Annotated in this window: 12 protein-coding genes and 1 tRNA gene; 2 read left to right on the forward strand and 11 right to left on the reverse strand. The window is 62.5% G+C overall.

Features of this window, described 5'->3' with window-relative positions; genetic code table 11:
• Positions 1–17 precede the first annotated feature (17 nt).
• The 6 genes from hfq to ACFPN2_RS37575 form a co-directional block, all read right to left on the reverse strand.
• Complete coding sequence (gene hfq, locus ACFPN2_RS37550; RefSeq protein WP_380606765.1) at positions 18–275, reverse strand: RNA chaperone Hfq; 258 nt, start codon at positions 273–275, stop codon at positions 18–20.
• 228 nt (positions 276–503) lie between these two features.
• Positions 504–1,454, reverse strand: coding sequence for a tRNA (adenosine(37)-N6)-dimethylallyltransferase MiaA (miaA, locus tag ACFPN2_RS37555; RefSeq protein ID WP_380606339.1), 951 nt, complete (start codon positions 1,452–1,454; stop codon positions 504–506).
• Positions 1,451–3,289: a DNA mismatch repair endonuclease MutL gene (mutL, locus tag ACFPN2_RS37560; RefSeq protein ID WP_380606341.1), complete on the reverse strand. Its 1,839-nt coding sequence runs from the start codon at positions 3,287–3,289 to the stop codon at positions 1,451–1,453. Before mutL ends, miaA begins: the two co-directional genes overlap by 4 nt.
• Positions 3,290–3,394: 105 nt before the next feature.
• Positions 3,395–4,657, reverse strand: a complete 1,263-nt coding sequence (locus tag ACFPN2_RS37565) for an N-acetylmuramoyl-L-alanine amidase (RefSeq protein WP_380606343.1) — start codon at positions 4,655–4,657, stop codon at positions 3,395–3,397.
• A gap of 44 nt (positions 4,658–4,701) precedes the next feature.
• Positions 4,702–5,172 (reverse strand): tRNA (adenosine(37)-N6)-threonylcarbamoyltransferase complex ATPase subunit type 1 TsaE, encoded by a 471-nt coding sequence (gene tsaE / locus ACFPN2_RS37570; RefSeq protein ID WP_380606768.1) that lies wholly within the window; start codon positions 5,170–5,172, stop codon positions 4,702–4,704.
• A 20-nt stretch (positions 5,173–5,192) separates the two neighbouring features.
• Positions 5,193–6,683, reverse strand: a complete 1,491-nt coding sequence (locus tag ACFPN2_RS37575) for an NAD(P)H-hydrate dehydratase (RefSeq protein WP_380606345.1) — start codon at positions 6,681–6,683, stop codon at positions 5,193–5,195.
• A 65-nt stretch (positions 6,684–6,748) separates the two neighbouring features.
• On the opposite strand from ACFPN2_RS37575, the gene queG reads away from it, so the two are divergent.
• Complete coding sequence (queG, locus tag ACFPN2_RS37580) at positions 6,749–7,813, forward strand: tRNA epoxyqueuosine(34) reductase QueG (protein WP_380606346.1); 1,065 nt, start codon at positions 6,749–6,751, stop codon at positions 7,811–7,813.
• Between the two features lie 86 nt (positions 7,814–7,899).
• Here the strand turns inward: queG and panC are convergent, their stop codons facing one another.
• The 5 genes from panC to pcnB all read right to left on the reverse strand — a co-directional run bounded on the left by panC (position 7,900) and on the right by pcnB (position 12,261).
• On the reverse strand, positions 7,900–8,763 hold the full coding sequence (gene panC / locus ACFPN2_RS37585; RefSeq protein WP_380606347.1) for a pantoate--beta-alanine ligase: 864 nt from the start codon (positions 8,761–8,763) through the stop codon (positions 7,900–7,902).
• A gap of 3 nt (positions 8,764–8,766) precedes the next feature.
• On the reverse strand, positions 8,767–9,594 hold the full coding sequence (gene panB / locus ACFPN2_RS37590; RefSeq protein ID WP_380606348.1) for a 3-methyl-2-oxobutanoate hydroxymethyltransferase: 828 nt from the start codon (positions 9,592–9,594) through the stop codon (positions 8,767–8,769).
• A gap of 83 nt (positions 9,595–9,677) precedes the next feature.
• Entirely contained in the window at positions 9,678–10,343 is a 666-nt protein-coding gene (locus ACFPN2_RS37595) for a deoxynucleoside kinase (protein ID WP_129777226.1), read from the reverse strand.
• A 17-nt stretch (positions 10,344–10,360) separates the two neighbouring features.
• Positions 10,361–10,864, reverse strand: coding sequence for a 2-amino-4-hydroxy-6-hydroxymethyldihydropteridine diphosphokinase (gene folK, locus ACFPN2_RS37600; RefSeq protein WP_380606350.1), 504 nt, complete (start codon positions 10,862–10,864; stop codon positions 10,361–10,363).
• A gap of 26 nt (positions 10,865–10,890) precedes the next feature.
• On the reverse strand, positions 10,891–12,261 hold the full coding sequence (gene pcnB / locus ACFPN2_RS37605; RefSeq protein WP_380606352.1) for a polynucleotide adenylyltransferase PcnB: 1,371 nt from the start codon (positions 12,259–12,261) through the stop codon (positions 10,891–10,893).
• Positions 12,262–12,359: 98 nt separating this feature from the next.
• Here pcnB and ACFPN2_RS37610 point away from each other — a divergent pair.
• Positions 12,360–12,435, forward strand: a tRNA-Glu gene (locus tag ACFPN2_RS37610).
• The last annotated feature ends 118 nt before the right edge of the window (positions 12,436–12,553 follow it).

A 12,553-nucleotide genomic window follows, 5' to 3' on the forward strand; every position in this document is an offset into this window, starting at 1 on the left:
CGAACTCCACGGTCATCTCACTCGCTGACGGCTACCGGCTCCGCACCTTCTTCTTCGCTCGTCGGCAAGCGGATGGCCCGCGCCGGAACGACGGTGGAAATTGCGTGCTTGTAGACCATCTGGCTGACGCTGTTTTTCAGCAAGACGACGAACTGATCGAACGAGTCGATCTGACCTTGTAGTTTGATACCGTTCACCAGGTAAATGGAGACCGGGACGCGCTCCTTGCGCAATGTGTTCAGGAACGGATCCTGTAATGATTGCCCTCTGGCCATCATTTATCTCCTTGTTATGCCTTCGAATTCTTTGGTTGAGCTTTGCCGACTAATGCCGCTTCCCTGCAGCTGAGCGACAGCCTACGGGCACCATCCGGTAACCGCTGCGATGCCGCAGTTTAGCACAGCGATGTTCCCGTCGAAGCTGCCTTTGATTCAATACGCAGCTGCATCAGTGTCACGAGTGAACCGCTGTGCCCGCCCACAACGCCAATCACACTCATCACACTATATGCCTCGAACAAACGTAGCGACGGCATTCTCTATCGGGCCGGCCGCGGTGGAATCAAGGGCATCACACCATTGCACATCGTCTTCGGCTCGTAACCAGATCAATTGTCGTCGTGCCAGGTGCCGGGTTGCGAAAATCGCGCGCTGCACCGAAGCAGTTAAAGACTCATTACCACACAAATGTTCCCATAGTTGCCGATAGCCGACGGAACGTATCGCGGGTAACTCGGCATGCAGATCGCCACGCGCTTGCAATCGTCGCACCTCATCCAGCAAGCCCGCCTGCATCATCAGCTCGAAGCGCCGCTCGATCGCCTGGTAAAGACGCTCGCGATCGCTCGGCGCCCAGGCAAAAGCAGCGAATTTCATCGCAGGATCGGCCGGTCGGGTCAGTGCGTGCAGCTCGCTTAGCGTTTTACCGGTCAACCGGTGTACTTCGAGCGCCCGCTGTATTCGTTGTCCATCGTTCGGTTGGATTCGCTGCGCGGTCAACGGATCGATCGATGCGAGTTGCATATGTAACGCCGGCCAGCCCGAGCGCGCGGCTTCGGCGTCAATTTCCTGTCGCACTTTCGGATCGGCCTGCGGCATTTCCGCGAGGCCTCGACGAAGCGCACGGAAGTACAACATCGTGCCGCCGACCAGCACCGGCAGTTTGCCGCGCTTGCGAATGTCTCCAATTGCAGTCAACGCGTCGCGCACAAACTGCCCAGCAGAGTACGGTTGCGACGGATCGAGGATATCGACCAGATGATGCGGGAAACGTTCCAATTCTTCTCGCGAGGGTTTACCCGTACCGATGTCCATGCCGCGATAGACCAGCGCCGAATCGACGCTGACGATCTCGATCGGGTAGCGGGCGGCGAGGCGTAACGTAAGATCAGTCTTGCCCGCGCCGGTCGGGCCCATGATGAGCGGGATCGGCACCGCGGACGTGAGCTCGCTCATCGGCCTCGAAGAAACATTCGATCCAGGTCGCCCATGCTGACATACGTCCAGGTGGGCCGGCCGTGATTGCATTGATCGCTGCGCACGGTGCGCTCCATCTCTCTCAGCAGCGCATTCATTTCGGGCACGGACAAAATGCGATGCGCACGCACGGCGCCATGACAGGCGATCGTGCCCAGCACTTCGTTGATCGCTTCTTCGATGCCACGGGTCGAGCCGTCGGCGGACAAGTCGGCGCTGATCCGTCGCAACAGCTCATCCAGATCTTTCTGCGCCAGGAACGCCGGCACGGCGCGGATCTGCACGCTCGCAGGACCGGAACGCTCGACGTCGAGGCCGAGTCGATTCAACGAGGGTGCATGCTCTTCCAAAACATCCGCCTCGGAAGCCGCAACAGAAACAGACAGCGGCACCAACAACGGCTGACTGGCCACGCCGCCGTTCTCCATCGCCGCCTTCATGCGCTCATAGGTCGTGCGTTCGTGAGCGGCATGCATGTCGACGAGGATCAAGCCGTCGGGCGCCTGAGAAAGAATGTAGATGCCATGCAACTGCGCCAACGCGAAACCCAGTGGCGGCGTTTCAGGCGGCTGCGATTCGACCGTCGGCATCTCCATACCGACGGCAGTCGTCGGCACCGCACTGGTTCTTTCGAACGCAGGCGGCGACGGATACGCCGCCGACGGCTGACGGAAATACGCAGGCATTGGCGGCTCGGACACGCGCAGCCCGAGCGACGACTGATTCGGCCCACGCATCGGCCACATCGAGGTGGGCTCGCTCGTCGGCATGAGGTGGTCGGCATCCGTAGGCGGCGGTGCAGCGCTGGCCGCACCCGCATACGTTTCCCGTAACACCCGTTCGACGGTCTTGAACAGGAAGTTGTGAATATGACGACCGTCGCGGAAACGCACTTCCAGCTTGGCGGGATGCGCGTTGACGTCGACCTGCCGCGGATCGATCTCCATGAACAGCACGAACGCCGGATGCCGGCCATGGAACATCACGTCCCGATAACCCAGCTTGATGGCGCTGCTGATCAAACGATCGCGCAACATGCGACCGTTCAAATAGAAATGCTGTAAGTCAGGCTGCGCTCGCGCATAGGTCGGCTGACACAGCCAGCCCGTGAGCTTGCAACCCGACGACTCGTGCTCGACGTACATGGCGTTCGCCATGAACTCGTCGCCGACGATCTGCGCGACCCGTTTCTCGCGCTCGAGTTGTGACCTCGCCGCCGGGAAATCGCCCAGCGAGCGACGCGACGCCGACAGCGAGAACGCAGTCTCAAACTTCGACAACGCGAGTCGCTCGACCATGCGCGCGATGTGCTGCGTCTCGGTGCGTTCGGCACGCAGGAATTTTTTCCGCGCGGGAACGTTGAAGAACAGATCGCGCACTTCAACGGTCGTGCCGATCGAATGCGGCGCCGGTTCCAGCTCGCTCAGGACGCCGTTATCGGAACTGACGCTGTAGCCCACCGAGTAGTTCGCGGTGCGTGAGGAGATTTTCGTGCGTGAGACCGACGCGATACTCGGCAGCGCCTCGCCCCGAAACCCGAGCGTGCCGACCTTCTCCAGATCGTCGATGTTGGCGATCTTGCTGGTCGCATGACGCGACAACGCCAACGCCAGCTCCTCGCGCTCGATGCCGCTGCCATCGTCACGCACGCGGCACAACTTCGCACCGCCCTCCTCGATCTCGATGTCGACGCGCTTGGCGCCGGCGTCGAGACTGTTCTCGATCAACTCCTTGAGGACCGAGGCGGGCCGTTCGATCACCTCGCCGGCGGCGATCTGGTGGATGAGCTGGTCGGGAAGAACGCGAATCGGCATCAGGGAATGGCTGGCGCTGGTGGAAAGCGCGGCATTATTGCGCGAATCGTTCCGCTTCACTAACCGAGGGTTGCGGACGTTGTCCGCCCGTCTGAGCGACGCGTCTTAGTGCGCTGTGCTGCCAGCACTTTCGCCGTCGGCCGTGCTCGCGATCACCGTCGCGCCCGACTGCTTCGCGCGCAATTCCGCAACGACCGTGCCCGGCGGAGGATTGGCGTAGAAGTACGCCCGCACGCCCTGATGGATCGCCTCGGCCAGCCGCTGTTGATGCTTGGGATCGAGCAGGCGCGCCTCTTCGGTCGGATTGGAGATGAAGGCGGTCTCCACCAGCATCGAGGGAATGTCCGGCGACTTCAGCACCAGGAAGCCGGCGTGCTTGACGCCGCGATTGGTGATGTTGCCGATCTTGTACAGCTCCTGCATGACCAGATCGGCCGCATCGACGCTGGCGCTCATGCTGGCGCCTTGCGACAGATCGAGCAGCACCGAGGCCAGCACGCTGTCCTTGTCGTCGAGTTTCACGCCGCCGATCAGGTCAGCCGCGTTTTCGCGATCGGCCAGCCAGCGCGCCGACTCGTCACTCGCGCCGCGAGCGGACAACACATACACCGACGAGCCAGCGACCGATCGGTTCGTGTACGAGTCCGCGTGCACGGACACGAACATGTCCGCCTGCTGACGACGGGCACGAGCAATGCGCTCGCGATGCTCGACGAACATGTCGTTGTCGCGAGTCAGGATCGCACGCATGCCCGGCTCGCGATCGATGCGCTCCTTCAAGCGCTTCGCAATCGCCAGCGTCACATGCTTCTCATAAGTACCGCGCTTGCCGATCGAACCCGGGTCGACACCACCGTGACCGGCATCGATGGCCACGACGATGTCGCGACCGTGCGCATCGGCTGCGGCCTTCACAACCGAAGGCTGTGCCGGCGCCGCTGCAACTGTGCCCTTCGACGGCGCGAGGTCGAGCACGAGCCGATGGCCATAGGACTGCTGGGGACCGACAGTGAACGTCTTGGGCTGCGCCGGCCCGGTGAGATCGACGACCACGCGCAGATCGCCATTGGGCTGAGCCGCCGCGCGCAGTTGCTTCACGAAGCCCTGGCCGTCCGGCATCGCACGTCCGTTCTCGATCGTTGCGGCGGGAATATCGACGACCACCCGATCCGGGTTTTCGAGGGTCAGCACGGTGTGATCGACCGGCGCACTCAAATCGAACACCAACCGAGTGCCATCCGGACCGGCCCACAGGCGCACATCCTTGATGGTCACGGGCTTGGCGGCGGACGCGCCAAAGGCGGCCAGGAGCAGGCCGAGGCAGCCCACCACCATGGAAACGAACGCACTTTGCCGCGAGCCTCGCATATGGCCGGTAATCTACCGCGCCGATATGTAAGTTTTCAACGAAATTATGAGGATAGCGGACGCAATTCCGGTATCGCTGCAACGATGTGCCGCACGACGTTAGCGCCGTTAAGGGAATGCGGGGTTAATCTGACCCGCCGCCCCTCGGTTCCCACGGGGGGATAGGCGATATCGATCCACAAGTCGGCGGCGGGAATTGCACCCGCGGCCCGCGACGGCCACTCGATGAGCAGCAGGGCCGATCCGGTCAGCAAGTCGCGGATGCCCAGCGGCTCGACCTCGTCGGGATCGGTCAGCCGATACAGGTCCAGGTGATAGACCGGGCGGCTCGCCGTCTCGTAAGGCTCGATCAAGGTATAGGTCGGGCTGCGCACGGGGCCGGTCACGCCATACGAGCGGAGGATGCCGCCGACCAAAGTGGTCTTGCCCGCGCCGAGCTCGCCTTCGAGCGCGATGATGAAGGTGCCCTCGGTCGCATCGACCGCTGCTCCGATCGCCCGACCCAACACCTGCATCTGCTCGGCCGAGCCGACGCTCAGAATCTCTGTGCCGGGTTCACGCACGTGGGCAAGTATCCAAATAGATCGGTAGCCAGAAGACCGCGCTCACCGCGCCGCGCAGCCATGTCGCCCGCCATCGCATGAACCAACACGCCCGCGCGAGCCGCGCCAGGCAGATCAGCCGTCTGCGCGGCGATGCCGGTGATCACCCCCGTGAGCACATCGCCCATGCCGGGCGATGCCATGCCCGGATTACCCTGGTCGCAGATGTAGGGCAGCGAATCGCCTGTGACGACGAGCGTGCCCGCGCCTTTCAATACAACCGTGCCACCAAACTTCTTGGCGATCTCACGCGCGGATTGCAGACGATTACTTTGAACCTCGGCAGTGCTGATGCCGAGCAGCCGCCCCGCTTCACCGGGATGCGGTGTGAGAATCCATTTCGAATTGGAGCACGGCGCGTGCGCCAGCAGATTGAGCGCGTCCGCATCGATGATCGTCGGCTTGTCACTTGCCAACGCGACGTCGAGCAACGCTCTGCTCCAATCGCTCTGACCCAGCCCCGGCCCGATCGCGAGGACGTCGGCGCGTTCAATCATAGCCGTCAGATCGCTCGCGCTTTCGACACCGCGACACATCAGCTCGGGACGACTCGCAGTGATGGAAGCGACGTTTTCAGGGCAAGTGGCGACCGTCACGAGCCCCGCCCCCGCTCGCAACGCCGCTTCGCCCGCCATGCGCGCGGCACCGGCCATTCCAAGCCCACCACCGATGACCAATACACTGCCCTGCTCACCTTTGTGAGACGTGCGACGGCGCCTCGGCAACAGCTGCGCGACGAAGTCTTCATCGATTCGCAGCGCGGACGGCGGCACGAATTCGCTCGCACCGGCGGGCAAATCCAGATCGTCGAACAGCACGATGCCGGTGTGATTCGGGCCCTCGCCCAGATAGAAGCCGAGCTTCAAGCCGATGAATGACAGCGTCCGCTCAGCAACGATGGCCGCGCCCCAAACCTTACCGGTGTCGGCATCGAGCCCACTGGGAATATCGAGCGACAGGATGGGCACACCGCACTCGTTGATCGTGTTGATCCGCTCGATCATGACGGCATCGAGATCGCGCGACAGACCGGTCCCGAAGATCGCGTCGACAATGACTTCAGCTTTGTCGAGACAGCCATCGCTCCACGCCTGAACGGCGCCACCCGCCGCCACGAAATCATCATGAGCACGCTTGGCATCCCCGCCCAATCGGGTCGGATCGCTGAGTGACACCACCGTGACATCGATGCGCATCGCCTGCGCCAGACGCGCGAGCACATAGCCGTCACCACCGTTGTTGCCGGGCCCGCAGATCACAGCGATGCGCTGCTTGGACGGCCAGCAACTCCGGAGCGCCACCGCCGCCGCTTCGCCTGCCTGGGTCATCAGCGTGTAGGAAGGAATATGCAAATCGTCAATCGCGTGGCGATCGAGGGCTCGCACTTGTGCGGCGGTGTGCACGGCCAATGGCAGCGGCTTCATACGTCAAAGGTTAACAAAATCGGCTGCGGGTTCTGCTGAAATTAGTCTTCTGCCAAAATCGCCCCATGTCCGCCATCGCCCCGAATGACTACACCGAGCTGGCCGGCTCGATCCGACAGTGGAGTCGCGAGTTGGGGTTCCAGCAAGTCGGCATCACGGGCATCGACGTGCCCGAGGATGAGGCGCGCCTGATGGCGTGGCTGGAGCAAGGCCGACATGGCGCCATGGAATATATGGAGCGCCACGGCCGTCGACGCGCCCGCCCGAACGAGCTGGTGCCCGGCACGTTGCGAGTGATTTCGGTGCGTATGGACTATTTACCTACGCAGGCCCAGGACCCGCAGGAGATTCTGGAAGATCCCGAGCGCGGCTATGTTTCGCGATACGCGCTGGGCCGCGACTATCACAAGGTGCTGCGGCGTCGGCTCGCCAGGCTGGCGGAAAAGATTCAGGCACACAGCGCGTCGCAGTCACATCGCGTGTTCGTGGACAGCGGGCCGGTGCTCGAGAAAGCATTCGCTCGCAACGCCGGCCTCGGGTGGATCGGCAAGCACACCAACCTCATCAATCGACGCGCCGGCTCGTATTTCTTCCTCGGCGAGATTCTCACCGATCTGCCGCTGCCAGTAGATACACCGGAAACCGAACATTGCGGCACGTGTCGCGCCTGCATCGACGTGTGCCCGACCCAGGCCATCGTCGCGCCTTTCCAGCTGGATGCGACCCGCTGCATTTCGTATCTCACGATCGAGTTGCGCAGCTCGATTCCCGAAGAGTTTCGCAAAGCCCTGGGCAATCGCATCTATGGGTGTGATGACTGCCAACTGGTTTGCCCTTGGAACAAATTCGCACGCTTCACCAGCGAGGTGGACTTCGTGCCCCGTCATGCGCTCGATGGCGCCAAACTGGCCGAGCTGTTCGCGTGGACCGAGCAGCAGTTTCTGGATCGCACCGAAGGCAGCGCGATCCGACGCATCGGTTATGAATGTTGGATAAGAAACATCGCCGTCGCGCTGGGGAACGCGCCGACGAGCGCGGAAGTTATCGGCGCGCTGGAATCACGCCGGGAAGACCCATCAGAGTTGGTGCGCGAGCATGTCGGCTGGGCGCTGGCCCAGCACGCGACCTAAGCCACTTGCGCTTGCGAACGCTGATCCAGCACGCCACCTAGGCTACTTTGTGCTTGGCGCGAAGGCCGGTCGAGCACGCCGCTTGATTACTTTCTTTTCGCGCGAACGTTATCGATCAAGCGCGCACGTCCGATTCGGGCCGCGGTGACAATCACCAGATCGTTCGACTCGCCATTCGGCATCTGCAACGTATTCGCGTCGCGAATCGAGAAATAATCCGGCCGGAAGCCCGCTTTCTGCAGCGATTCGGTGCCGGCGTGCTCCAGCGCGGCGTAATCGGTCGAGCCCGCCTCGAGAGCAACGCGAGCCCGTTCGAGCGCCGCAAAAATTTGAGGAGCGACCGCGCGCTGCTCCGGGAGCAAGTAACGATTGCGCGAGCTCATCGCGAGACCGTCTTTCTCCCGCGCCGTCGGCACCCCGACGATCTCGATCGGCATGCACAGATCGATGGTCGCGCGACGGATAATCATCAGCTGCTGGAAATCTTTCTCGCCGAACAGCGCCACGTCGGGCTGCACCAGATTCAGCAATTTGGTGACGACGGTCGCCACACCCATGAAATGACCGGGCCGGAACGCACCACAGAGAATGTCTTCGAGACCCGGCACGTGCACTCGCGCCGTCGTTTCCTGACCGCGCGGATAAATGTCGTGAACTTCGGGAGCAAACAACACTTCGACGTTCAACGATTCCAGCAGCTGACGATCTTCATCGGGCGTGCGCGGATAAGCCGCGAAGTCTTCGTTCGGCCCGAACTGCAACGGATTGACGAAGATGCTGACGATGATGTGATCGGCCAGCTCGGACGCGCGACTGACCAGACTGCCATGCCCCGCATGCAGGTTGCCCATCGTCGGCACAAAGGCAATGCGCTCACCCTTGCGACGCCACTGCGACACGCGCTCACGCAACTCGTGGGGACGCGCCACCACTTCTAGAGTCTTAGCCATGGATTAGAAACAGTGCTCGGGGCCCGGATATTCCTTCGACTTCACGGCCTGCGTATAAGCCTTGATCGCTTCCAGCGCGCTGTCGCGACCGGCGAGGAAATTTTTGGAAAACTTCGGTTTGCGGCCCGACGTGATATCGAGCACGTCGTACAGCACCAGGATCTGACCGTCCGTGTCGGGCCCGGCGCCGATGCCGATGACCGGTACATGCAATTGTTCGGTGATGTGCTTGCCCAGCGCCGCGGGAATGCACTCGAGCAGGACGATGTCGGCACCCGCAGCTTCGAGCGCTTGAGCATCGCGAAGCATTCGCTCCGCCGCTTCGTTCTCTCGCCCCTGCACGCGGAAGCCGCCGACTTTGTGAACTGACTGCGGCTTCAACCCGAGGTGCGCACACACCGCGATGTCGTGGCTCGCGAGGAATTCAACGATCTCGACCTGACCCGCGCCGCCTTCGAGCTTCACCATCTTGGCGCCGCCTTCCTGCATCAGACGCACGGCGTTATCGAGCGCCTGCTCCTTGGATGCGTAGGTCATGAACGGCATGTCCGCGATGAGGAACGGGCGATACAGCCCCTTGGCCACGGCGCGGCAGTGGTAGACGATGTCGGCCAAAGTCACGGGCACCGTGGTGTCGTGGCCCTGAATGACCATGCCAAGGGAATCGCCGACCAGCACTACATCGACGCCGGCATCATCCACCAGGGTCGCGAAACTGGCGTCATAAGCGGTGATCGAGGCGATTTTCTCGCCTTCCGCCTTCATCTTGACCAGAGTGCCGACATTGACCGGCGGGCGCGGCGCGTAACGCTCTTGAAGGTGCTTGTACATGGCGGTGAGCTACGGCGGGGCGGGAAGAATGCCCAGGGCCGCCCCGACAGTCAAACTCGGTGCAATGACAGCCTTATCAGGGCTTAGACCGCACTCTTCAAGGGGTTGTAGTAATGCCGCCCGCGCCGGGTGCGGATGACTTGCTCCAGCAACTGGCCGTAATCGTGGTCGTTGTTGACGAAATCCGCCTGCGCGGCATTCACGATCAGCAACGGCGAGGCGTCGTAGGCGTGGAAGAACCGGGCGTAGGTTTCCTGAAGCCGCTCCAGGTAGTTCTTCTCGATGTTCTGCTCGTACCTGATTCCGCGCCGCTCGATCCGCTCGCGCAGAATATCGACCGGCGCCTGCAGATAGATCACCAGATCGGGCACCGGCGCATCCACCGCGAGCCGCGCATAGACCTGGTCGTACAGCGCAAACTCCTCTTCGTCCAATGTCAGCTGTGCGAACAGCTTGTCCTTATCGAGCAGGTAGTCGGCGACACGTACGGTGTCGAACAAGTCGTGCTGGCGGATATCTTCGAGCTGCCGCGTGCGCTGGAACAGAAAGAACAACTGGGTCTGCAGCGCCGCCGAGCGCGGGTTCTTATAGAAGCGCTCCAGGAACGGATTCTCGTCGGCCTGCTCGAGAATGAGCTCGCTGCCGAAACTGCGCGCGAGCCGCCGGGCAAGACTGGTCTTGCCGACGCCGATCGGGCCTTCGACCACGATCAGGCGATGCGGCGCTGGAATGAGAGTCTTCTCGGTCATGTCCACCGCTGAGTTGTTCAAGGGACGCCGGGAGCGCCGGTGAGCGGCACCAATCCGGCGCCTCCGACGCGTGCCGCGAGCTGACTCACTCGGCCATGGCCGGGAACGAGCAACTCGGGGGCGAGATCGCACAAAGGATACAGGACGAAGTTGCGCTCAGGCAGACCACGATGCGGCACCGTCAGATCGTTTTCCGAAATCTGCGCGTCGGCATGGACCAACAGGTCGAGATCGATGACTCTCGGCCCCCAGCGCACGATCGGCGCCGCGCGTCCCAACTCGCGCTCCAGTCTTTTCAACTCGACCAGCAGCTCGCGCGGCGAAAGCATTGTGAGCAGCCCGGCCGCGGCGTTGATGAATTCAGGTTGGTCCTGCGGTCCGAGCGGCTGCGTTTTGTAAAGGCGCGAACGCGCGATCAAGCGACTCCGCGGCAGCTGTGCCAGCGCGGTGAACGCGCGCTCGATCTGAACGAGCGGCTGATCGAGATTACTGCCGAGCGCCACATACGCGGGGAACCACACTGCAGACGCTGTGGAGTCGGCGGCGCTCAAGCAGCTGGCGGCCGAGGACGACGGCGTCGGCGCCGACGACGCCTCTGGCCCCCCTCGGCAGGCTGACCGTCACGGCCTTGTTCGACCATGGTGGTGCGCTCTTCAGTGGACTTGTTTTGAATGTCCGTCCACCACTCCGCCACTTCTTGCTCGACTTCGCCCGCGGCCGCCCGCAACAGCATGAAGTCGTATGCCGCTCGGAACCGAGGATGATCGAGCAAACGCAACGCCCGGCGACCTTCACGCTGCGCGAAGCGCGGCTGCAGACCGACGATCTCGCGCAATGGCAACGTGAACCGCTTGGGCACAGCGACGCGCGCCTGCTGACGCGCAGTGACCTGATCGCACGCAGCGAGCAGCGCCTGAATCTCCGCGCCCTGCTCCGCCTGCAATTTCTCGAACGCGCGACGAATCGCCGGCCACATCAACACCGCGAACAGGAACGTCGGCGTGACCGACTTGTCGGCGCGCACGCGCTCATCGGTGCCTTCCAAGCCCAGTCGTAACACTCTCGCGGCCACACTGTGCGGATCGGCATTCACCGACGCCGCGAGATCCGGGAATAGATGCTCCAACAGCCCCAAGTCCCACAGCAGCTCGAACGAGCGAATCGCGTAGCCAGCGAGGAACATCTTGTTCACTTCGTCGAACAGCCGGGCCGGCGGCACGCCGTCGAGCATCCACGCGAGTTTCGGAATCGGCGTCGCCGTGTCTATATGAATGCCGAAGTCGAGCTTGGCCGCGAACCGAACCGCGCGCAGCATGCGCACTGGATCTTCGCGGTAACGAGTCTCGGGGTCGCCAATCAACCGCAGGACGCGCGCCTGCGCATCCTCGTAACCGCCGACGTAATCCCACACCGAGAAGTCGTTGATGTTGTAGTAGAGCGCGTTAGCCGTGAAATCACGGCGCCACACGTCCTCTTCGATCGTGCCGTAGAGGTTGTCGCGCAGGATGCGGCCGCGGTCATCGAGTACGCGATGGCCCGCTTCATCGACGCTGTTGTCTTCGTCGATCGGCGTGTGCGCGGCGCGGAAGGTCGCGACCTCGATGATCTCGTAGCCGAAGCGCACGTGCGCGAGATGGAAGCGCCGGCCAATCAGACGGCAGTTGCGGAACAGCTGCTTCACCTGATCGGGATGCGCGTTGGTCGCGACGTCGAAGTCCTTCGGATGCAGCCCGAGCAGCAGGTCGCGCACGGCGCCGCCCACGAGAAATGCCTGATAGCCAGCCTCTTTGAGCCGATACAGGACCTTCAACGCATTCGAAGAGATGTTGGCGCGCGAGATCGGGTGCTGTTCGCGAGCCACCACACGCGGGGCGGCCGCCTCATCGATGATCTCGGCGGGAGAGTTGTTATCGTTCAATAGCAGCGGACCGTCCGTCGGAGCTTAAAAACTTGAGCCGCAAAAAACGGCCCGTATAATACCGCGTCTGCTCGGCACGTCAGTGCCAGCCTCAATACGCTCCCATCGTCTAGAGGCCTAGGACGGGGCCCTCTCAAGGCCTAAACCGGGGTTCGAATCCCCGTGGGAGCGCCATCCCTGCCGCGTTCGTCGGCCTTTTTGCCACACAGCGCACAGAAACGCGCAGTAACAGCGGCCATTCGAGCCGTTCCCGCAAGCTCCTTGTGCATAATGCACGCACTCAACCGGAGTC

It is taken from the genome of Steroidobacter flavus (assembly GCF_042651805.1).
GTDB lineage: Bacteria > Pseudomonadota > Gammaproteobacteria > Steroidobacterales > Steroidobacteraceae > Steroidobacter > Steroidobacter flavus.